20 protein-coding genes and 1 riboswitch are annotated in these 20,476 nt (G+C 74.3%); of the genes, 6 read left to right on the forward strand and 14 right to left on the reverse strand.

The window, feature by feature from the left end; all coding sequences use genetic code 11:
- Window positions 1-15: 15 nt before the first annotated feature.
- The 7 genes from ACZ6W9_RS06670 to ACZ6W9_RS06700 all read right to left on the reverse strand — a co-directional run bounded on the left by ACZ6W9_RS06670 (window position 16) and on the right by ACZ6W9_RS06700 (window position 5,096).
- Window positions 16-723, reverse strand: coding sequence for an endonuclease/exonuclease/phosphatase family protein (locus tag ACZ6W9_RS06670; RefSeq protein ID WP_389954981.1), 708 nt, complete (start codon window positions 721-723; stop codon window positions 16-18).
- Window positions 720-863 (reverse strand): hypothetical protein, encoded by a 144-nt coding sequence (locus tag ACZ6W9_RS06675; RefSeq protein ID WP_470116840.1) that lies wholly within the window; start codon window positions 861-863, stop codon window positions 720-722. The genes ACZ6W9_RS06670 and ACZ6W9_RS06675 overlap by 4 nt, the downstream gene beginning before the upstream one ends.
- 3 nt (window positions 864-866) lie before the next feature.
- A complete protein-coding gene (locus ACZ6W9_RS06680) occupies window positions 867-1,811 on the reverse strand; it encodes an ROK family glucokinase (RefSeq protein WP_389954984.1) in 945 nt (314 codons plus the stop codon).
- A 51-nt stretch (window positions 1,812-1,862) separates the two neighbouring features.
- Window positions 1,863-2,579, reverse strand: coding sequence for a hypothetical protein (locus ACZ6W9_RS06685; RefSeq protein ID WP_389954986.1), 717 nt, complete (start codon window positions 2,577-2,579; stop codon window positions 1,863-1,865).
- Complete coding sequence (locus ACZ6W9_RS06690; RefSeq protein WP_389954989.1) at window positions 2,572-3,741, reverse strand: ArsA family ATPase; 1,170 nt, start codon at window positions 3,739-3,741, stop codon at window positions 2,572-2,574. Before ACZ6W9_RS06690 ends, ACZ6W9_RS06685 begins: the two co-directional genes overlap by 8 nt.
- A 97-nt stretch (window positions 3,742-3,838) precedes the next feature.
- Window positions 3,839-4,276 carry an SRPBCC family protein gene (locus tag ACZ6W9_RS06695; protein WP_389954992.1) on the reverse strand — a complete coding sequence of 146 codons (438 nt, stop codon included), beginning with the start codon at window positions 4,274-4,276 and terminating at the stop codon, window positions 3,839-3,841.
- Between the two features lie 52 nt (window positions 4,277-4,328).
- On the reverse strand, window positions 4,329-5,096 hold the full coding sequence (locus ACZ6W9_RS06700; RefSeq protein WP_389954995.1) for a metallophosphoesterase family protein: 768 nt from the start codon (window positions 5,094-5,096) through the stop codon (window positions 4,329-4,331).
- A gap of 200 nt (window positions 5,097-5,296) precedes the next feature.
- Here ACZ6W9_RS06700 and ACZ6W9_RS06705 point away from each other — a divergent pair, with 200 nt between their 5' ends.
- Window positions 5,297-7,090, forward strand: coding sequence for an AMP-dependent synthetase/ligase (locus ACZ6W9_RS06705; protein ID WP_389954998.1), 1,794 nt, complete (start codon window positions 5,297-5,299; stop codon window positions 7,088-7,090).
- A 114-nt stretch (window positions 7,091-7,204) separates the two neighbouring features.
- Here ACZ6W9_RS06705 and ACZ6W9_RS06710 read toward each other — a convergent pair whose 3' ends face one another.
- The 4 genes from ACZ6W9_RS06710 to ACZ6W9_RS06725 form a co-directional block, all read right to left on the reverse strand.
- Window positions 7,205-8,335, reverse strand: a complete 1,131-nt coding sequence (locus ACZ6W9_RS06710) for a glycosyltransferase family 4 protein (protein ID WP_389955000.1) — start codon at window positions 8,333-8,335, stop codon at window positions 7,205-7,207.
- Entirely contained in the window at window positions 8,332-9,669 is a 1,338-nt protein-coding gene (locus ACZ6W9_RS06715) for a M48 family metallopeptidase (protein ID WP_389955004.1), read from the reverse strand. Before ACZ6W9_RS06715 ends, ACZ6W9_RS06710 begins: the two co-directional genes overlap by 4 nt.
- A complete protein-coding gene (locus ACZ6W9_RS06720) occupies window positions 9,666-10,454 on the reverse strand; it encodes a hypothetical protein (RefSeq protein WP_389955006.1) in 789 nt (262 codons plus the stop codon). Before ACZ6W9_RS06720 ends, ACZ6W9_RS06715 begins: the two co-directional genes overlap by 4 nt.
- A 112-nt stretch (window positions 10,455-10,566) precedes the next feature.
- Window positions 10,567-11,130: a C40 family peptidase gene (locus tag ACZ6W9_RS06725; RefSeq protein WP_389955009.1), complete on the reverse strand. Its 564-nt coding sequence runs from the start codon at window positions 11,128-11,130 to the stop codon at window positions 10,567-10,569.
- Window positions 11,131-11,212: 82 nt separating this feature from the next.
- A riboswitch (cyclic di-AMP (ydaO/yuaA leader) is annotated at window positions 11,213-11,371 on the reverse strand.
- 489 nt (window positions 11,372-11,860) lie between these two features.
- On the opposite strand from ACZ6W9_RS06725, the gene ACZ6W9_RS06730 reads away from it, so the two are divergent.
- The 3 genes from ACZ6W9_RS06730 to ACZ6W9_RS06740 all read left to right on the forward strand — a co-directional run bounded on the left by ACZ6W9_RS06730 (window position 11,861) and on the right by ACZ6W9_RS06740 (window position 14,456).
- A complete protein-coding gene (locus ACZ6W9_RS06730) occupies window positions 11,861-12,565 on the forward strand; it encodes a VanZ family protein (RefSeq protein WP_470116841.1) in 705 nt (234 codons plus the stop codon).
- 68 nt (window positions 12,566-12,633) lie between these two features.
- Window positions 12,634-13,332 carry a response regulator transcription factor gene (locus tag ACZ6W9_RS06735; RefSeq protein WP_389955013.1) on the forward strand — a complete coding sequence of 233 codons (699 nt, stop codon included), beginning with the start codon at window positions 12,634-12,636 and terminating at the stop codon, window positions 13,330-13,332.
- Window positions 13,333-13,343: 11 nt separating this feature from the next.
- On the forward strand, window positions 13,344-14,456 hold the full coding sequence (locus tag ACZ6W9_RS06740) for a sensor histidine kinase (protein ID WP_389955016.1): 1,113 nt from the start codon (window positions 13,344-13,346) through the stop codon (window positions 14,454-14,456).
- A gap of 34 nt (window positions 14,457-14,490) precedes the next feature.
- Here ACZ6W9_RS06740 and ACZ6W9_RS06745 read toward each other — a convergent pair whose 3' ends face one another.
- Both ACZ6W9_RS06745 and ACZ6W9_RS06750 read right to left on the reverse strand, forming a co-directional pair.
- On the reverse strand, window positions 14,491-15,432 hold the full coding sequence (locus ACZ6W9_RS06745) for a C40 family peptidase (RefSeq protein WP_389955020.1): 942 nt from the start codon (window positions 15,430-15,432) through the stop codon (window positions 14,491-14,493).
- Window positions 15,433-15,613: 181 nt separating this feature from the next.
- Window positions 15,614-16,936 (reverse strand): NYN domain-containing protein, encoded by a 1,323-nt coding sequence (locus tag ACZ6W9_RS06750; RefSeq protein ID WP_389955023.1) that lies wholly within the window; start codon window positions 16,934-16,936, stop codon window positions 15,614-15,616.
- 239 nt (window positions 16,937-17,175) lie between these two features.
- Between ACZ6W9_RS06750 and ACZ6W9_RS06755 the strand changes: the two genes are divergently transcribed.
- Together ACZ6W9_RS06755 and ACZ6W9_RS06760 are read left to right on the forward strand one after the other, a co-directional pair.
- Window positions 17,176-18,900, forward strand: coding sequence for a DEDD exonuclease domain-containing protein (locus ACZ6W9_RS06755; RefSeq protein ID WP_389955026.1), 1,725 nt, complete (start codon window positions 17,176-17,178; stop codon window positions 18,898-18,900).
- A 63-nt stretch (window positions 18,901-18,963) separates the two neighbouring features.
- Window positions 18,964-19,251 (forward strand): Lrp/AsnC family transcriptional regulator, encoded by a 288-nt coding sequence (locus tag ACZ6W9_RS06760; protein WP_362945608.1) that lies wholly within the window; start codon window positions 18,964-18,966, stop codon window positions 19,249-19,251.
- A 145-nt stretch (window positions 19,252-19,396) separates the two neighbouring features.
- Here the strand turns inward: ACZ6W9_RS06760 and trpD are convergent, their stop codons facing one another.
- Window positions 19,397-20,443 carry an anthranilate phosphoribosyltransferase gene (gene trpD / locus ACZ6W9_RS06765; RefSeq protein WP_389955030.1) on the reverse strand — a complete coding sequence of 349 codons (1,047 nt, stop codon included), beginning with the start codon at window positions 20,441-20,443 and terminating at the stop codon, window positions 19,397-19,399.
- Window positions 20,444-20,476 lie beyond the last annotated feature (33 nt).

Genomic DNA, 20,476 nt, shown 5'->3' on the forward strand with positions numbered 1-20,476 from the left:
ACACCGGGAGGGGGGTCATCCGCTCCGGCCGGCCGTACGGCGCAGCTCCGCGACCACCGGCAGATGGTCGGTGGCCGCCGTCAGATCGGCCGGGTCGGCCCCGCCCCCGCCTCGGGACACCACCCGGAGGTCCCCGGCCGCGAAGATCGCGTCGATGCGCAGCCGCGGCCCGCGCGCCGGGAAGGTGAGGCCGTCGCCGCGCGGCGAGACGGGGTGGCAGTCGGCCAGCCGTCCGGCGATGTGGCGCCAGGCCGGCTCGTGGGCCTGCTCGTTGAGGTCTCCGGCGAGCACCGGCAGGGCGTCGAAGCGGCGGGCCGTCGCACGCAGCAGGGCCAGCGCCTCGACCGCGTGGTACAGGCGGGCTCCCCGGTCGAGGTCGAGGTGGACCGAGCCGACCGCCAGCCGCTGCCCGCGCGCCTCCACCACGGCGATCGCGACCGCGCGGCGCTCCAGGCCGGGGAACCACCGCAGGTGGTGGCCCGCGCCGTGCAGCACCCGCACGTCCGGGCCGACCAGGACGGCCACCCCTCCGGAGCGAAGGCCGGCCGCCGGCGTCAGCCCGCCGAAGGCGGCCAGCTCCCGGCGTCTGCTCCGCCAGCGCAGGAACCGGGGCGCCTCCTGCACGCAGAGCACGTCGGCGCGGAGCGCGGCGATCACCCGGCCCAGGGCGGCGGTGTCGTCCTTCATGGAGCGCACGTTGTAGGCGGCGACCCTGATCGTCACCGCGTCACCGCCCGGCGTCCGCCGCCGCCGTCCCGCACCGGCACGGTCAGCATCGTGGTCCCGCCGCCGTCCCGCACCGGCACGGCCACCGTCGTGGTCCGGCGGCCGTGCCGCACCGGGCGCCCGGCACCGTCCGGCACCCCTCAGCGCCTCCTGGCGAGGTCGGCCGCGCCGACCAGGCCCGCGGACGCGCCCAACTCGGCGAGGCGGATCTCGGCCAGCGGACGGTGCCCCCTGCCGGTCACGATCCGCGCGTAGGTGTCGCGGACCTCGTCGAACCAGAACTCCGCGGCGCGCGAGACGCCGCCGCCGAGCACGAAGCAGCCCGGGTCGAGGATCGCGGTGAGATCGGCCAGCCCCTGGGCGAGCCAGCCCGCGACCGAGGAGAACGCGGCCAGCGCGGCCGGGTCTCCCTCGCCCGCCGCCTCGGTGACCTCCTGGCCCTCGATGCGGTCGGGCGTGCCACCGGCGATCTCCAGCAGCCGGGCCGCCCGGCCCGGCTCGGCGCCGGCGATCTCCTTGGCCTCGTGGACGAGGGCGTTGCCGCTGGCGTACTGCTCCCAGCAGCCGAGGTTGCCGCACCCGCACAGGCGCCCGCCGGGGACCACCTGCATGTGGCCCAGCTCCGCGCCCATGCCCCAGCGCCCCCGGTAGAGGGAGCCGTCGAGCACGATGCCGCCACCGATGCCGGTGCCGACGGTCAAGCACACCAGGTGGGTCTCGCCGCGCCCGGCGCCGAACCGCGACTCCGCCCAGGCCATCGCGTTGGCGTCGTTCTCCACCACGACGGGCAGGCCGACGAGGTCGGAGACCTTCTTCTGCAGCGGCTCCTCACGCCAGGCCAGGTTGGGGGCGAAGCGCACGACGGACCGCGTCTCGTCGACGAACCCGGCGGCGCCGAGCCCCACGGCCTCGATCGAGCGGTCCTCCGACAGCTCCTTGACCACCTCGGCGATGGTCTCGGCGACCTTCTCGGGGTTCTGGGCCGGGGTGGGCCTCAGCAGGTTCTCGACGATGTGGCCGTCCTCGTCCACCACACCCGCCGCGACCTTGGTGCCGCCGATGTCAACGCCGATGGTCAGCGCCATGTTCTCAACCTCTCTCGCCGGGGTCCGCCCCCGGCCGTTCCACTTCGGGGGTCACCCCAGGTCGATGTGCTCCACCGGGGTCTCGTCGCGACGGCGCTCCCGGGCCCGCTGTGCGGGCGAGGGCCGGTTGAGGCCGTCCACGGCGGTCCTGAAGGCGGCGAACAGCTCGCTGCCCGCCTGCACCAGGTGGTCGGTGACCGCGACGCCCGACTCGCGTTCCCGGTCCCGCCGGTCCGCCTTCGCCCGGCAGACGGGGCAGGCCCGGCAGATGTACTCGTCGTGCCCGGACACCGCCTCCTCCCACACGTCCCGGCCGGCCGTACGGCCACCGCCACCGCCACCGCCACCGCCGAAGACTCCGCCGACGGTGCCCCGGACGTCCCGGACGGCGCCCCTGACCAGGCTCTTGCCCAGCTCCCTGGCGGCCCGCTGCTGGAGGGAGTCGAAGAGCTTGAACGCCTCCTCGACGGCGCCGCCCAGCGGGTCCGCGGAGCCGCCGCGCGCGTCGTTCCGCGCACCGCCGCGCGGGTCGTTCCGGGCGTGGCCGGGCGCGCCGTCCCGTACGCCGCCGCGCGGGTCGTTCCGGGTGCCGCGTGGGGCGTCCCGCACCGTGCCGCCCACGTCGTCGCTCACGTCGCCCCACACGTCGTCCCGCGCGTCGCCGCGTGATCCGTCCGGCGCGATGTCGCTCACGCCGCTCCACACGTCGTCCCGCGCGTCAGACCCGGCGCTTTCCGCTTTACCGGTCTTGTCGGTCATGTCAGTCATCTGGCCCTCCCGACTCGAACCGTACCCGGAGAACCCCGTCGCGGAGCACCGCCTCACGCACCCTTCTGCGGGACAGGGCGGCGGGCAGGGCCAGCACCCGCCGGTGTGAGCCCGCGGTGACGATCAGCTCGTCGCCCTTGCGCGCCAGGTCCACCTCGTCCCGCTCGGCGAGCGGCAGCGCCAGGACCAGCTCACCCTCCGGGGTGATCCGCAGCGGCGGGTCCCCGGCGGGCGGCGCGAAGGGGTCGGCCGCGCCGTACACGGCCTCGGCGACCTCGGCGAGCGAGTCGGCGCCGACCGGCTCGGCGTCGAGGTAGGGAACCGTGTGCAGGGGCAGCGGAGAGAACGACTGGCGGACCTCCGCCAGGCGGCCGGTCTGGGCCTTCACCCAGCCGCGCCGCCACGGGTCGGCACCGCCCGCCGGGAAGACCCGGTTGGCGATCACCGCGTCGACGCGGTAGCCGTACAGGCTGAGCGAGGTGAGCGTACGGCGGGCCTCGGCCAGCACGACGGCCTCGGGGGTGAGGACCAGCCGGACACTGGCGTCCGGGCCGGTGAGCAGCTCCCGGACCTCCATCAGGCCCCGGTGCAGGCGCTCCCCCGCGCCGAGCACGTGGTCCTCCGGCACGCTGACCTGGGCCACCCTGCGGACCACCGGAGAGAGCGCGCGCAGCAGCCGCCGGCCGGTCGGCAGCAGCCGGTTCACGTGCCAGTCGAGGGCCTCGGGCAGGGCGAGCAGCCGGAGCGTCTCGGCGGTGGGCGCGCAGTCGACGACGATCACGTCCCACCGGTCGTCGCGGGCCTGCTCGCGCAGCTCCAGCAGCGCGATGACCTCCTCCGCGCCGGGCAGCACCGTGATCTCCTCGGCGGTGATCTCATCCAGGCCGAGGTCGGCGAGGACGTCCCTGGCGTAGTCGCGCAGCTCGCCCCACTGGCGTTCCAGCGCCTTCTGGGTGTCCACCTGGTACAGGTGCAGGCCGGGCTCGACCTCGGCGGGGCCGTCCCCGGCCGTCACGCCCAGCGCGTCGGCCAGCGAGTGCGCGGTGTCGGTGGAGAGCACCAGCGTCCTCCGCCCCGAGCGGGCGGCGAGGACGGCGGTGGCGGCCGCCACGGTCGTCTTGCCGACCCCGCCCTTGCCGGTGAACAGCAGGACCCGGCTCACGCGGCCTCCAGGCCCGGCGCGACCCCGGTACGGGCCGCCATGACCCGGGGACGGCCCGGCACGGTCTCCAGACCCGCCGGAGCCCGCCCGCCGCGGCTCATGCGGCCTCGACGCGCTTCTTCAGTCCCTTCAGGGCGGTGTCGACGATGACCTTCTCGGCCTTGCGCCTGATCATGCCGATCATCGGGACCTTGAGGTCCGCGGTGAGCTCGTACGTCACCTCGGTGCCGCCGCCCCGCTCGTCCAGGACGTAACGCCCGGTGAGCCCGGAGATCATCCGGCCCTCCTTCGCGATCCGCCAGCCGACCGACTCCTCGCCGTCCCAGGTGTAGGCGAGGGTGTACTCGTCGTTGATGACGCCCGCGTCCAGGACGAACCGGACCTCGGCCGGGCGGCCGTCCGGCCCGGTGGACAGGACCTCGGCCTCCTTCACCTGGCCGGCCCACCGGGGATAGGCGGGGAAGTCGGCGATCACGGCCATGACGGCCGGGCGGGCGGCGTCGATCGTGATGCTGGAGGAGGTGCGATCAGCCATGGGGTTACCGTACTCGTTTCCGCTCTCCCCGGATCACCGCCGCGCGCCCGGCTCACCATTCGAGGACGAAGGGCGTTCCCCGGCCGCGGAAGTGACCCACGTTGACGCATTCGGTCCGGCCGATCCGGGTGCGCGGCGACAGGGGCTGGTGGACGTGCCCGAACAGGGCGTAGCGCGGCTGCGTCCGCCTGATCGCCTCCAGCGTGGCCTCGCTGCCCCGCTCGAAGCGCCGGGCGACCACGTCGTAGAGCAGTTCGGGGACGGCCGGGGGGATGTGGCAGCAGAGGACGTCCACCTCGCCGACGGCCTCCACCTTGCGGGCGAACTCCTCGTCGTCGATCTCGTTCGGCGTCCGGTACTGCGTGCGCAGCCCGCCCCCGACGAAGCCGAACCGCAGGCCGCCGATCTCCACGGTCTCCCCGTCGAGCACGCGGTGGCCCTCGCGCAGGTAGTCGGGCCACAGGCGGGGCAGGTCGACGTTCCCGTGGGTGAGGTAGGCCGGGGCCGGCATCGCGGCGAAGGTCTCCTCGTACTGCCTGCGGACGGCGCGCTCGATGTGGTCGCGGGGGTCGCCGCCGAGCGAGGCCCACAGCGCCGCCGACATCTCCCGCGCCTCGCCGAACCGCCTGGCCGTGCGCAGGGCGATGAAGCGGGCGGCCTGCTCGGCGCCGAACAGCTCGGCGAAGATGCCCCGGGAGTGGTCGTCGTAGTCGACGAACAGGATGAGGTCCCCGAGGCAGACGAGCGCGTCGGCCCCCTCTCCCGCGCGGGCCAGGGCGTCGGTCCTACCGTGCACATCACTGACGACATGAACCCGCATGGCGGACATCCTAACCGGGCCAAGAAAGCGGACATAAGTAACAATCAATTCGCGACCGGTACGGTGCGACCGTCCCGGACGGCTGGGCTGATACCGTGAATCCGCCTCGGACAACGCCTGGTCGGCGGCCTTACCCACGCGTAACATGTCGCGTCGAACCTCAGGCAGACCCATCGATCCGTGTGACCTCAGGAGTGCCCGTGCGCGAGTACAGCGTCCCCGTGCTGGTGGATGTCCCCCCCTCCGCCAATCTGACCGACACGGTGTTCCAGCGTGCCGATCGGGAGCCGGGCGCCGTGGTCATGCGCCGCAAGGTCGGCGAGGAGTGGAAGGACGTCACCGCCGGGGAGTTCCGCGACCAGGTCGCCGCCCTGGCCAAGGGTCTGATCAGCGCCGGGATCGAGCCCGGCGACCGGGTCGCCCTGATGTCGCGCACCCGCTACGAGTGGACCGTCGCCGACTACGCGATCTGGGCCGCCGGCGCGGTGGGCGTCCCGATCTACGAGACCTCCTCCGCCGACCAGGTGAAGTGGATCGTCTCCGACAGCGGCGCCAGGGCCGCCTTCGTGGAGCTCGCCTCGCACGAGGAGACGGTCCGCGAGGTGACGGACGAGCTGCCGGACCTCAAGGACGTCTGGCGCATCGACGGCGGGGCCCTGGAGGAGCTGAGCGCGGCCGGGGCCGGGGTGCCCGACGAGACCCTGACCGAGCGCAGGACCTCCCGCGGCATCGCCGACCTGGCCACCATCGTCTACACCTCCGGCACCACCGGCCGGCCCAAGGGCTGCCGGCTGACCCACGACAACCTGCTGTTCACCGCGCGGAACGTGGCGGCCGGCCCGCTGGAGGCCCTGTTCACCACCGAGGACCGGGCGGCGCTGCTGTTCCTGCCCCTCGCGCACGTCTTCGCCCGCATGATCGAGATCGTGCTCGTCGAGACGGGCACCGTCATCGCCCACACCCCCAACATGAAGAACGTCGCGCCCGACCTCCAGGCCACCATGCCGACGTTCCTGCTGGGCGTGCCCCGGGTGTTCGAGAAGGTCTACAACGGCGCCGAGCAGACGGCCGCCGCCGGCGGCAAGGGCAAGATCTTCCACGCCGCCGTCGACGTCGCCATCGCCTGGAGCCGCGCCGAGTCCGCGGGCGGCGCCGGGCTCGGCCTGACGGTCAAGCGCGCCGTGTTCGACCGGCTGGTGTACCGGAAGCTCCGCGCGGCCACCGGCGGGAAACTGTCGGCCGCGGTGTCGGGCGGCTCGGCGCTGGGCGAGCGGCTCGGCCACTTCTTCCGCGGCGCGGGCATCGAGGTCTTCGAGGGCTGGGGCCTGACCGAGACCTCCGCGCCGTCCGCGGTCAACATGCCCGGTGCCAACAAGATCGGCACCGTCGGCAAGCCGTTCCCGGGCGTCACGCTCGCCGTCGCCGACGACGGCGAGATCCTGATCAAGGGCCGTCACGTCTTCCACGGCTACTGGAAGGACGAGAAGGCCACCGCCGAGGCGATCGACGCCGACGGCTGGTTCCACAGCGGCGACGTCGGCGAGCTGGACGGGGACGGCTACCTCCGCATCACCGGCCGCAAGAAGGAGATCCTCGTCACCGCCGCCGGCAAGAACGTCGCGCCCGGCCCGCTGGAGGACCTCATCCGCGCCCACCCGCTGGTCAGCCAGGCGATGGTGGTCGGCGACGGCCGGCCGTTCGTCTCCGCGCTCGTGACCCTCGACCCCGAGGCCCTCGAGCAGTGGAAGAAGACCAACGGCAGGGAGGGGGCCTCCCTGGCCGACCTCAGCACCGACCAGACCGTCCTCGCCGAGGTGCAGAAGGCGGTGGACACCGCCAACCGGTCGGTGTCCAAGGCCGAGCAGATCAAGAAGTTCACGGTGCTCGACACCGACCTCACCGAGGAGACCGGGCACGTCACGCCCAGCCTCAAGATCAAGCGCAACCTCGTGATGCGCGACTTCGCCGACCGGATCGACGCCCTGTACGGCTGACACCGTACGGCCGGCCGCACCGCCGGCGCCCCCGCCGCACCGCCTCCGCCCGGCCCGTCGCGGGCCGGGCGCCGCCGTACGAGGTCCCCGGCTCACAGCCCGGCGGGCGCCGGCTCACGACCCGGTGGACGCCGGGTCCCGCAGCAGTTCGGCGAAGCGGGCGGACACCAGGTCCCAGCCCCACTCGCGGGTGACCCAGTCGCGCCCGCGCTCGCCCATCTTCCGCGCCCGCTCCGGGTCCTCCAGCAGCCCGGTCACGGCCCGCGCCACCTCCCGCGGGCGGGTGCCGTCCACCACCACGCCGGTCTCCCCCGGTAGGACCGCGTCCGGCGCGCCGCCGGAGGAGCCCGCCACCACGGGCAGGCCGCTGGCCGACGCCTCCAGGTAGACGATGCCGAGCCCCTCGACGTCGATGCCGCCCAGCCTGGTACGGCACGGCATGGCGAACACGTCGCCCGCGTCGAGGTGGGCCGGCAGCGCGGCCCACGGCACCGGCCCGGTGATCCGGACCGCGTCGCCCAGCGGCCGGGCCAGCCGTTCCAGGGTGCGGCGGTACGGGCCGCCCCCGACGATCACCAGCACGGCCTCCGGCACGGCTCGCAGCACGAGCGGCCAGGCCCGCAGCAGGACGTCCTGGCCCTTGCGCGGTACCAGCCTGGACAGGCAGACCACGACCGGCCGGTCCCCCAGGCCCAGCGCCGCGCGCACCTCATGCCCGCCCGCGCCGGGCCGGAACGCCCCGGTGTCGACGCCTGGCGCGAGCCGGGCCAGCCTGCCGGAGGGGATCACCCGCTCCAGCCTCCGCCGGGTGTACTCCCCCAGGTAGGTGACCACGTCGGCGTGCCCGCCGATCCTCGCCAGCAGCCCGCGGGCGCCGGGGACGCCGGCCCAGGCCGCCTCGTGCCCGTGGGTGACCATGACGATCCGGCGGGCCCCGGCGGCGCGCATCGCGGGCGCGAGCAGCCCGAGCGGGGCCGCCGCCCCGAACACCACCGTGTCGCAGCCGTACGCCGCCACGACCTCGGCGGCCCGGCGGGCGACCCCGCGCGTGGGCAGCATCAGCGAGGTGGGGTGGCGCACGACCGGGTACGGCCGGCGGGCGTCGAAGTCGTCGCAGCCGGGCCAGCGGGGGGCGTAGACGACCACCGAGTCCGGCGGGCGGCCGTCGGCCAGGCCGCGCACGAACGCCTGGATGCCCCCGGGCCGGGGCGGGAAGTCGTTGGTGAGGAACAGCGCGCGGCTCACGGCTCCGGGACGCCGTTCAGCCGGGCCCATGAGCGCGCCATGGCGATCCGTTGCGGCGTCGTCGGGTGAGAACCGTAGAGGACGTATTCCAGGAAGTCCGGCGACAGGTCGGAGACGTTGGTGACCGACAGGCGCCGCTGCATCGCGGCGAACGTCTCCGGGTCGCGGGTCAGCTCCAGCGCGTGCGCGTCGGCGCGGGCCTCGATCTGCCTGCTGACCAGGTTCTGCGCGGGCCCGGACAGGACCGTGGCCAGGCTCAGCAACCCCATGATCAGGCCCACGGCCCGCGGGTCGGCCGCCGAGGCGACGCCGGCGCGACGCCGTACGGGGCCCGCGGCGAGCACCAGGTACAGCAGGCAGGCGCCGAAGGCGGCGCCCAGCCCCCCGACGAGCGTGCCGTACAGCACGTCGCCCGCCTTCGCGTGGCCCAGCTCGTGCGCCACCACCAGCTCGACCTCTTTCGCGGGCGCCCGGAGCAGGGTGTCGTAGACCACGATCCTGCGGGTCGCGCCGAACCCGGAGACGTAGGCGTTGAGCGCGGTGGTGCGCCGGGAGGCGTCGGCGACCAGGACGTCCTCGACGGGCACGCCGTCGCGGGCGGCCATGGCCAGCAGGTCGTCGCGCAGCGGCCCGGCCGCCATCGGCGTGAAGTCATTGAAGATCGGCTCGATGACCACCGGGTAGGCGAAGGACGCGGCCACGGTCAGCGTGAACGCGCCGGCCGCGGCGGGTATCCACCAGCGCCGGAAGCGCCCGGCCAGCACCGTCACGGCGAGCACCATGATCGCGAGCAGCGCGGTCCGGACACCGATGTCCTTGAGCCGGTCCGCGGTCCAGGAGGGCCAGGTCTGGGTGGACAGGCCGTAGGCGCGCAGCTGCGTCTCCGACCACATGCCCAGCGGCCAGCGTAGGGCCTCGACCGCCGCGGACAGCCCGGCGACGCCGAGCAGCGCCCGCACCCACCGGGGTCCGCGCAGCCGTCCGAGCAGCCGGGCGCCCAGCGGGGTTGCCACCAGCACCCCGGCGACCAGGAGGGTCAGCCCGAGCGAAAGGTAGGCGGGCGCGGTGAGCGCGGCGTCGAACGCCTCGGAGCGGGCGATCTGCCCGGCGGTGAAGTCGCGCGCCGGGTCGGGCGCGACGGCCGGGGCGGCGGACGGCAGGGCCCGCCAGGGCGTGGTGAGCGCCACGACCGCGACCGTGGCCGCGCCCAGGGCGGCCAGCGCCCATCCGGCGGGCCGCCACCCCCCGGGCACGACCGCCGCCGCTGCGGCGTCGGCCGCATCCGGCGCGGCCGATCGCCGGGACACCGCCCTCGGGCGTGGGGAGGACGTCAACCCAGCTCCCTTCTCAGGTGGTCGCGCCAGCCGGCGGCGAACTCCGCCGGGGACAGGCCCAGCACATCGCCGACATCGCTACCGTAGAGCCTCACCAGCGTCCGCTCGCCGTACCGCCGCGCGACGTAGTGGCAGGCGAGCCACGCCTCCTCGTACGCCTGCGCCCGCCGGGGGGCGTCCGCGGCGAAGTCGGCGGGGCCGGGGAGCCGCTCGGGCAGGCGGCCCGCGCGCACCTCGGCGGCCAGTTCGGCGGCGGCCGCCGGGACCGCGATCCCGGCGTCACGGTAACCGACGTAGTCGGCGAACCCCTCCGACAGCCAGACCGGCACCCGGCCGCCGCGGGTGGCGCCGGTGGCCACGTGGGTGAGCTCGTGGGCGAGCACCACGTCCCGGCCGGTCCCGCTCAGCCTGGCGTACCCCGACGGCAGGACGATCACCCGGCCCGCGTCGGCCAGCGCGGCCAGGCCGGCGACGGCGGCGGGCGCGGCGCCGGCCAGCGCCGCCGCCTCTGCGTCGTCCGCGGGGAACAGGACCACCGCCCGGACCGGCCCCCAGACGTCGAGGACCGTACGGCGGGCGCGGTCGGCGCCGGCCGCCAGGTCGGCGAGGCGGGCCGCCGGGACGCGGTGGCCGATCACGACGGAGTGCTCGCCGCGGACGGTGACGGAGCCGCCGGGCCACGGGTCGCGCGGCGCGGGGAACGGGCCCGCGCCGGTGGCCAGGGCGGCGACCGCCAGTGTCAGGGTTCCGGCGAGCACGGCACGACGCTCTGTCGGGACGCGCACACGTCCGATGTTAGCGACCGGCCCCGGACGCGCGGCGGCCCCGCCCGTCCCTTCGAAGGGACGGGCGGGGCCGTCTTCCCGGTCGCTCCAGGGGGGCGGCGGCCGGGATCCGTCAGGCTCCGGGACGGACCGCCCCGGAGAAGGAGGACCGGTAGTACCCCTTCAGGGGGACGACCCTGACGGTCTTGCCGCTGCTCGGGGAGTGGACCATCTTCCCCTTGCCGACGTACATGCCCACGTGGCCCTTGCCGTAGAAGAACAGCAGGTCACCGGGGCGCAGGCTGCTCCACGAGACCTTCTTCCGCACGGCTCGGTACTGACTGTTCGTGACCCTGGGGAGGGAGACGCCGGCCTTGCGCCACGCGTACCGGACGAGACCGGAGCAGTCGAACGCGCCGGGACCGGAGGCTCCCCACCGGTACGGATCGCCGATCTGCTTCTTGGCCGCCGAGACGGCCTTGGACGCCTTCACCTTCTGCAGTGCGGTCCTGCTCAGCGTGGTCTTCTTCGCCTTCGCCGTCTTCTTGGCGCTGGTGTGCGCCGCGGAGGCGGCGGAGGCGGCGACCGGCCTCTCAACCTGAGAGGCGGTGCTCCTGACCTGGAGAACGGGACCGGTTCCCGTGTCGGCCAGCGCCGCCGGGGAGCCCATCGTGACCGCTCCGGCCGAGGCCGTCACGGTGAGGGCGAAACCACTGGCGCAAACGCGGAAAAAGCGCGACGAACGGGGGTTACGCGGGGTGGTAGACAGGATTTCTCCTTGGGACTTCCGCTGACGCCTACCGGGTTAGCTGACGGGTTCGGGCCGGGAAGAAGCCCTACGGCGCGTCGGGCGCGCCGATTCACCCCTGGCCGCGTGTCGGGCCGGTGGGTCCCCGGTTCCGTGCCTCCTGGCTGCACGGATTCGGCAGGCCGTCGCAGGTGGGAGCGTTCCTCGCAGGGTGCGACGGCCGAATGGATCTTTATGGATCTTTGACAGGCGCCGGCATGACGGGCCGGGCCCGGCGCGGTGGCATGGCTTGCTCGCCGCGACGCCAGAAGTTACCCCTGTTTCCCAGGAGAGGGCAAAGGAATCACAAAAGATACATAGATCGAAAACGCCTCGGGCGATCGACGGGCCACTGTTCAGGGGCCGATTTCACCGGGCAAATATGACGCTTGTCACACTTCCGTGATCAGTCCGAAAAATCATGGCTTTTGTGACGTGAATCACGTGATGGTAACGATCATTGACGGAGCGTGCGACCGGCCGTGCCGCCGCCCCGCCGTCCCGCTCCGCCGCCCCGCCGTCCCGGCCCGCGGCGGGGGCCGGCCGGGGACGACCGGGGACGACCGGGGACTCCGTGTATCGCCGGCGTATCGAAAATCGCATACGTCCCCGCAACGGCCCTCCCCCTTCGATGGGAGGCATGAACCGGAGTGCATCCCTGTCAGCACCGCCCCGCCGTACGCGCGGGATCGTGCTCGCCTGCCTGGCGGTCCTCGGCCTGGCGGGCGTGGCGTTCGTCCTGCGGCGGCCGCTCCTGATGGCCGCCCCGAGCTGCGCGGCCGGCCGGTGGCACGGCTGCCTCGGCACGGAGAACGGCGTGCTGCTCATGACACTGGTCGCGGTGCCGCCGTCCGCCCTGGTGGCGTGGGCTCTGGCGCGCGTCCGGCGTGCCGCCGGCGCCGCGTCGGCGTGGCGGACGTCGCTGGCCGAGGTGGGCATGGTCCACGGCACGGTGCCGTTCGTATGGATCACCATGATGCCCGGCCCGGAGGCCGGCGTCGCCCCCGGCCGGGTGAGTCTGCTCCCACTGCAGGATCTGCCCACGATGGGGCCGCTCGGCATCGGCGGCAACCTGCTGATCTTCGCGGCGCTGGGGTTCTTCGCCCCGATGCGGTTCGCGGCGCTGGCGTCCGTACCGCGGATCCTCGCGCTCGGGGCAGGCTGCTCGATCATGGTCGAGACCGCGCAGTACGTCCTGCGGCTGGACCGGGTGTCCTCGGTGGACGACGTCCTGCTCAACGCCGCCGGCGCCGCACTGGCCGCCCTGGCGTCGCACCGCTGGTGGCGCACCGCGGCGGAGGCTCCGCCGGGCCGGTCCCGCCCCGAGCCGGCGCCGGTGGGCTGAGCCGAGTGCCCGCCGCGTACAGGTCCTCGCATACCCCGGCGATATGCCGGGCCGCCTAGGCTTCCGGCATGCGCGTACTGATCGTGGAGGACGAGCCGTACCTGGCCGAGGCCGTCCGTGACGGTCTGCGGCTGGAGGCGATCGCCGCCGACATCGCCGGCGACGGCGACTCCGCCCTGGAGCTGCTCAGCGTCAACTCCTACGACCTCGCGGTCCTCGACCGCGACATCCCCGGCCCCTCCGGCGACGAGATCGCCCGGCGCATCGTCGCCTCCGGCAGCGGCATCCCGATCCTCATGCTCACCGCCGCCGACCGGATCGACGACAAGGCCTCCGGGTTCGAGCTCGGCGCCGACGACTACCTCACCAAGCCGTTCGACCTCCGGGAGCTCGTGATGCGCCTCCGGGCGCTCGACCGCAGACGCGCCCACGCCCGGCCCCCGGTCAGGGAGATCGCGGGCCTGCGGGTGGACCCCTTCCGCCGGGAGGTCTTCCGGGACGGACGCTACGTCGCGCTCACCCGCAAGCAGTTCGCCGTGCTCGAGGTCCTCGTGGCCGCCGAGGGCGGGGTCGTCAGCGCCGAGGAGCTGCTGGAGCGGGCCTGGGACGGGAACGCCGACCCCTTCACCAACGCCGTCCGCATCACCGTCTCCGCGCTGCGCAAACGGCTCGGTGAGCCGTGGCTCATCGCCACGGTGCCCGGCGTCGGCTACCGGATCGACACCGGCGGCGCGGGCGGCGATCCCGCCCGCCCCGGCGCCCGTTGAGCAGGAGCCCGTTGAACAGGCGTCCGGGGCCCAGCGTCCGGCTGAGGCTCACCATCAGCTACGCCGGGTTCCTCATGCTCGCCGGCGCCCTCCTGCTGGCCGTGGTGTGGGTGTTCCTGCTGCGCTACGTGCCCGACGGCGCCCTCGGGACGGGGCCGGAGGCGGCCCGGCCCGGGGCGCCGGCCCTGCGGTTCATCCCCAACCGCACCGACCTCCAGCGCGCCTTCGTCCCCCGCGCGGCACAGGCACTGGCCTTCCTGCTGGCGTTCGGCCTGCTGGGCGGATGGATCCTCGCCGGCCGGATGCTCGCGCCGCTCACACAGATCACGGACGCGGCCCGGATGACCGGGAACGGGTCGCTGTCCCACCGGATCCGCCTGGAGGGCCGCCAGGACGAGTTCCGTGAGCTCTCCGACGCGTTCGACTCGATGCTCGAACAGCTGGAGTCCCACTTCGCCGAGCAGCAGAGGTTCGCCGCGAACGTCTCCCACGAGTTGCGCACCCCGCTGGCGATCTCACGGACGCTCCTCGACGTCGCCCGCAGGGACCCCGCGCGGGACCGGGACGAGCTCATCGAGCGCCTGCACACCGTCAACCAGCGGGCGATCGACCTCATCGAGGCCCTCCTGCTGCTCAGCCGGGGCGACCGCGGGAACTTCACCCGCGAGAGCGTCGACCTCTCCCTCCTCGCCGAGGAGGCCGCCGAGACGCTGCTCCCCCTCGCCGAGCAGCGCCGGATCACGCTGGACGTCACCGGCGGGGCGGCCAGGACCGGCGGCTCCGCCGAGCTTCTGCTGCGGATGGTGACGAACCTCGTCCAGAACGCCGTCGTCCACAACCTCCCCGCCGGCGGCACCGTGACGGTCCGCACCGAGGCGCACGACGGCACGAGCGTGCTGCGGGTCGAGAACACGGGCCGCAGGCTCCCGCCGGAACTGGTGCCGGCCCTCACCGAGCCCTTCCGGCGCGGAACGGAACGCGTGCGCACCGGCGAGCACCCCGGCGTCGGGCTCGGCCTGGCCATCGTGCACAGCATCGTCCGCGCCCACGACGGGACGCTCGTCCTCGCCCCCCGCCCCGACGGCGGCCTCCTCGCCACGGTACGGCTCCCCGGCGCGCCGTAGGAGGTCCCGCCGACCCCTCGGGGTCCCGGGCGCCTCAGGGGCGGACGGCGCCGACCAGGGCGCTGCGGAGGGGAGCGATCTTGACGACGTCCCCGGTCTGCGGGGCGTGCACCATCTTCCCTCCGCCGACGTAGATGCCGACGTGGCCCAGGCCCGAGCTGAAGACGAGGTCGCCGGGCTGGAGCGAGCTGACCGGCACCCGGCGGCTGGCGCCCCAGCTCCACTGCTCCCAGGTGGTGCGGGGCAGACTGACGCCCCCGCTCCGCCAGGACGCCTGGACGAGCCCGGAGCAGTCCCAGCTTCCCGGGCCCGTCGCGCCGTACCGGTACGGCTTGCCGATCTGGGCGTAGGCGAAGGCGAGGGCGGCGCGGGCGTTTCCGGAGGCCGGGCCGTTGTACTTGATCCCGGTTCCGTTGGGATTGCCCCGCTGGTAGGTGCCCAGCCGGTCCAGGAGCCTGGTCTGCGCCTTGACCAGCTTCTCGACCTTGGCCTTCTCGCCGGCCAGCTCGTCACGCGTCTTGTCGGCCTCGGAGAGGGCGGTCTTGGCCCGGTCCCGGTTGTCGCGCAGCGTCTTGGTGGCCTCGTCGAAGGCGTTGAGGTAGCGGGCGCGGGAGGCGGCCATCTGGTCGGCCGCGGCCATGCTGCTCAGCAGGGACCCGGGGTCGCTCTGGTTGATCAGTCCCTCCCAGCCGGTCACGGAGCCGTACTGGTAGGAGCTGACCGCCATCGTGACGAGCTCCTCGCGCAGGCCGGCGACCTTGGCCGTCTGCTTGGAGAGGTCGCCGTTCAGCGTCTCGTACTTCTTGCGGGCCTTCTTCCACTTCTCGCCCGCCTGGTTGTACTTCTCGACGATCTTGTCGGCCTCGTCGTTGAGCTTCGCCAGCTTCCGCTTGGCCTGGGCGAGCGTGGGTTGCGGATCGGCGGTCGCACCGCCGACCGGCACCAGGAGCAGCGCGAGGGCGAGCCCCGCGGCCACCGGTACACGTCCAACCCAAACCGGCATACCCGCCACGGCCACAGTGCCGCCTCCCCAGTGCGAAGACCTGGGGCGAAATAGTACAGAACAGGTAAGGGCTGGCTCACCTTTTCGGGGGTTTTGCTTGATTTCGAAGTGATCTCTCCCGATGGCCCGGCGTGTCCCGGCCGGGACACGGGCCTCAGGTACGCCCGAGACGCCGCAGCAGCAGCACCGAGGGCACCGGCCGGGCGCCCATCCGGCGGACCGACTCGGCGACCTCCCGGTCGGAGGAGACCACCGCGACCGCGCGGCCGACCGGCTCGGCGCGGACGAGCTGGCGGATGAGGTCGTCGGCGATCTGCCCCGGCGAGCTGAACATCACCCGCACCCCCCGCGGGGCCGACACCGGCACCGGGCCGTTCAGCTCGGCGCCGTCGAAGACGCAGGTCAGCTCGACCCGGGTCTGCGCGTACAGCCCGCCGAGGCCGGTGAGCAGCCGGGCCCGCTGGTCGGCCAGGGTGAGCGTGCCGTACCCGGTCTTGGTGACGTTGTAGCCGTCCACGATCACGTGGATCTGCGGCAGCGCGAGCAGCTGGTCGAACAGGGCCGGGTCGTCGTCGGCGAGCGCCCGCGCGGGCACCGCCTGGGCCCCCTGCCCGCCGGGCGCCACAGAGAGCACCGAGTCGGCGGGCCGGTGGATGCCGGAGGGCAGGGCGAGCTCCCGGCGCAGCCCCGCGGCGGCGTCCTGGAGGGCGTCGAGCAGCATGCGGACCTTGGCGTCCTCCAGGCTGCGGCCCTCGCGGGCGGCCCGGCGGGTGGTCTCCAGCTGCCGCTCGGCGTCGGCGAGGCGCTCGCGCAGGCGGCGCAGCTCGCTCTCCCCCGCGCTGCCCGCCGACGCGGCGGCGGCCATGGCCTCGCGGGCCTCCTCCTCCGCCCCGGCGGCCCGCGCCTCGGCGGCCCGGGCGCGCTCGCGGGCGTCGTGCAGCCGGCGCCGCAGGTCGGAGATCTCCGAGCGGGCGCCCTTGAGCTGCTCGCGCAGCCGTTCGCCCTCCTCCTTGGCGGCGGTCTTCTGGGCGGCGAGCTGCTCGCGCAGCCGGGTGACGGTCTGCTCCATCGCCGACCCCTCGGCCGCGGCGGCCGACCGCTCCAGGTCGTCGCGGGCGGCCTCGACCATGTCCGCCCAGCCGGGCGGGCGCGTGAGGTAGGCCGCGGCCGCCACCAGGGACGGCTCTGCCGCCGGCGGCGCCACGCCCTCGGCGAGGCTCGCCACCAGGTCCGGCCACTCGGCCGCCAGCGCCTCGGCGACCACCTCGCGGAACTCCTTGTCGTTCTCCAGCTGGGCGGCGATCGGCGCGCTGCCCAGCCTGGCCCGCTTGCGCGGGTCGAACTTCGCGATCCCCCTGAGCGGGGAGGGCACGGCGGCGGCGGGCATCGCCCCCAGGACCTGCGCCGCCAGCTCCACGACGTGTGAGCGGACCTGCTCGGGCAGCGGACGAGACAGGCCCTCTCCGGCTGAACTCATCACGGCCCCTACTCGGATCGGTCTTGACGTCAAGGGTACGGCCAGCCCGCGACGGCACCGACCTGAGCGGAGATCACCGCGTACGGCCGTCCCCGGCGGCACCGGCCCGAGCGAAGATCACCGCGTGAGATCGGCCCCCGGCGGCACCGGCCCGAGCGGAGATCGACGGCTCCGGCCCGCCGGGCGGACACCGGGGGCCGGGCGGCGAATGTCGGTGGGGGCTTCTATGGTCTTGAACCGTGGAGTACGCCGTACAGGGAACGCTGGACGAGCTGGGCACCCCCCTCGACCAGATCACGTTCGTCGTGTTCGACCTGGAGACCACCGGTGTCTCCGCGGCCGAGCACGCGATCACCGAGATCGGCGCGGTCAAGGTCAGGGGCGGCGAGGTCCTGGGTGAGTTCGCCACGCTGGTCGATCCCGGGTCCCCCATCCCCCCGTTCATCTCCGTGCTGACCGGCATCACCGACGGCATGGTCGTGGCCGCCCCGAAGATCGAGGCGGTGCTGCCGTCCTTCCTGGAGTTCGCCCGGGGCGCGACGCTGGTGGCGCACAACGCCGGGTTCGACGTGGGCTTCGTCAAGGCGGCCTGCGCCGCCCACGGCCATCCCCCGCCCGACCACCCGGTGGTCGACACCGTGGTGCTGGCCCGCCGGCTGCTGACCCGTGACGAGGCCCCCAACTGCAAGCTGGCCACGCTGGCCCGGCTCTTCAGCGGCACCGAGCCCCGCCACCGCGCCCTGGCCGACGCCCGCGCCACGGTGGACGTGCTGCACGCGCTGCTGGAGCGGGCCGGGTCCTTCGGCGTGCACACCCTGGAGGAGCTGCGCGGCTTCACCCGGGCGCCCACCCGCGAGCAGCGCCGCAAGCGCCATCTCGCCGACTCGGTGCCCGCCGCCCCGGGCGTGTACGTCTTCGAGGACCACCGCGGCGACCCCCTGTACGTCGGCAAGAGCGTCGACCTGCGCACCCGCGTGCGCAGTTACTTCACCGCGAGCGAGACCCGCCCGCGGATCCGCGAGATGGTCGGGCTGGCCGAGCGGGTCAGGCCCATCGTCTGCGCGACCCCGCTGGAGGCCGAGGTCCGGGAGCTGCGGCTGATCGGCTCGGCCAAGCCGCGCTACAACCGCCGGTCGCGCTTCCCCGAGCGGGCGGTCTGGCTGAAGCTGACCGCCGAGCGGTTCCCCCGCCTGTCGATCGTCCGCGAGGTCAAGGACGACGGCGCCGCCTACCTCGGCCCGTTCGGCGGCTCCCGCGCCGCCGAGGACGCCCGCGCCGCCCTGCACGAGACGGTCCCGCTGCGGCAGTGCACCGAGCGGATCACCCCCCGCTCCCGGCGCCCGGCCTGCGCCCTGTTCGGCATCGGCCGGTGCGGCGCGCCCTGCGAGGGCCGGCAGAGCCCCGAGGAGTACGGCGAGCTCGCCGCGGCCGCGCGCCGGGCGATGGAGCTGGACGCCTCGGCGGTCTTCGCCGCGATGGAGGCGCGGATGACGCGCCTGTCGCTCGACCAGCGCTACGAGGAGGCCGCGGCCGACCGCGACCGGCTGGCCGCCTACGTCCGGGTCGCCGCGCGCATGCAGCGGCTGCGGGCGCTGACCTCCCTCCCCCATCTCGTCGCCGCCGCCCCCGCGGCGGACGGCGCCTGGGAGGTCCACGTCGTACGGCACGGCCGGCTGGTCTCGGCCGGGGTCATGGCCCGCGGCGTCCACCCCGTGCCCTTCGTGGAGGCGCTGGTGGCCACGGCCGAGACCGTCGTGCCGGGGCCCGGCCCGCTGCCCGCCGCCCTGGCCGAGGAGACCGAGTGCGTGCTGCGCTGGCTGGAGGGCCCCGGAGTGCGGCTGGTGCAGGTGGAGGGCACCTGGAGCCTGCCGGTGCACGGGGCCGGGCGGCTGCGGGCCCGCATCGACCACGCCTACCGCGGGATGGACTCCCACCGGCCGCGTGAGGGCCGCCCGGAGCGCTGATAGCTTCTGAGACTGCAAGCAGCTTTGCGAGACTGCAAGCCGCACTCAACGAGGAGGAAGCCCGTGGTCACCGCGATCGTGCACATCACCGCCGAGGTGGACCGGATCCCCGAGGTCGCCCAGACGATCGCCGAACTCGACGGGGTGAGCGAGGTGTACTCCATAACCGGCGAGTACGACCTGATGGCGATGGTGCGGGTCCCTGCCTACGAGCAGATCGCCGAGGTCATCCCGGGCAGGATCAACAAGGTGCCCGGGGTGCTGCACACCGAGACCCACGTCGCCTTCCGCACCTACTCCCGGCACGACCTCGACGCCGCCTTCTCGATCGGCCTCGGCGAGTCCGACTGACGTCTCCCCGGCCGGCCCGCGCGGCAGGCGGGGCCGGCCCGGCCGGGTTCCACGGGCGGACTCCCGGCCCGGATCCTTCGGGCCCGGATCCTCAGGGTCCGGGCCCTTCGGCCCCGTTCCCGGCTTCCGGCCCGGGTTCCGGGGCTCAGGCCCGCTTCAGCGACCGGCTGGCGGCGATCCAGCGGTCGAGGAGCGCGGCGGCGGCGCCGGAGTCGACGGCCTCCACCGCGCGGGCGTAGGCGGCCGTCATCGCGGCGTCCAGGTCGTCCTCCGGGCCGTCGTGGGCGACCAGCGCGGCGGCGGCGTTGAGCAGCACCGCGTCGCGGACCGGCCCGGTCCGGCCGCCGACCAGGTCTCGGACGGCCTGGGCGTTGAAGACCACGTCGCCGCCGCGCAGCGCGTCCGGGGCCGACCTGGGGATGTCCAGCACGGCCGGGTCGAAGACGGTCTGCGTGGCGGATCCCTCACGCACCACCCAGACCGTGGAGGTGGTGCCGGTGGTGAGCTCGTCCAGCCCGTCGTCGCCCCGGAAGACCAGCGCCGACACGCCGCGCTCGGCGAACACTCCGGCGATCACCGGGAGCATGCGCGGCTCGAAGATGCCGATCGCCTGGGCCTGGGGCCGGGCCGGGTTGGTCAGCGGGCCCAGGAAGTTGAACACCGTCGGGATGGCCAGCTCCTTGCGGGCCGGACCGGCGAAGCGCAGCGCCGGGTGGTAGAAGGCCGCGAAGCAGAACGCGATGCCCACCTCGGAGGCCAGCCGAGCGGTGGCGGCGGGCGGCAGGTCGAGCACGATCCCGAGGTGCTCCAGGACGTCGGCGGCGCCCACGGAGGAGGACGCCGAGCGGTTGCCGTGCTTGACGACCCGCGCGCCCGCGGCGGCGGCCACGATCGCGGCCATCGTGGAGACGTTGACGGTGTGGGCGCGGTCCCCGCCGGTGCCGACGACGTCGACGACGCGGCCCTCGACGGTCAGCGGCGTGGCGTGGTCCAGCATCGTGCGCGCCAGGCCGGTCACCTCCGCGACCGTCTCCCCCTTGGCCCGCAGCGCCACGGCGAAGCCGGCGACCTGCGCGGGCGTGGCCGTACCGGACATGATCTCGTTCATCGCCCAGGCGGTCTCGTCCGCCGTCAGGTGCTCACCGGCGATCAGGGCCGACAGCAGCGCGGGCCAGGTGGTGCGCGCGTCCATGGGGTCTCCGGGGTCCTCGGGGTCTTCGGCGGG

This window comes from Streptosporangium sp. NPDC053982 (assembly GCF_055585205.1).

Excerpts from the sequence above, each read along its gene's own strand:
- ACZ6W9_RS06680 (WP_389954984.1), bottom strand. The coding sequence starts at position 1,811 with ATGGCGCTGACCATCGGCGTTGACATCGGCGGCACCAAGGTCGCGGCG.
- ACZ6W9_RS06700 (WP_389954995.1), bottom strand. The coding sequence starts at position 5,096 with ATGCGGGTTCATGTCGTCAGTGATGTGCACGGTAGGACCGACGCCCTG.
- ACZ6W9_RS06735 (WP_389955013.1), top strand. The coding sequence starts at position 12,634 with ATGCGCGTACTGATCGTGGAGGACGAGCCGTACCTGGCCGAGGCCGTC.
- ACZ6W9_RS06730 (WP_470116841.1), top strand. The coding sequence starts at position 11,861 with ATGAACCGGAGTGCATCCCTGTCAGCACCGCCCCGCCGTACGCGCGGG.
- ACZ6W9_RS06685 (WP_389954986.1), bottom strand. The coding sequence starts at position 2,579 with ATGACTGACATGACCGACAAGACCGGTAAAGCGGAAAGCGCCGGGTCT.
- ACZ6W9_RS06750 (WP_389955023.1), bottom strand. The coding sequence starts at position 16,936 with ATGAGTTCAGCCGGAGAGGGCCTGTCTCGTCCGCTGCCCGAGCAGGTC.
- ACZ6W9_RS06695 (WP_389954992.1), bottom strand. The coding sequence starts at position 4,276 with ATGGCTGATCGCACCTCCTCCAGCATCACGATCGACGCCGCCCGCCCG.
- trpD (WP_389955030.1), bottom strand. The coding sequence starts at position 20,443 with ATGGACGCGCGCACCACCTGGCCCGCGCTGCTGTCGGCCCTGATCGCC.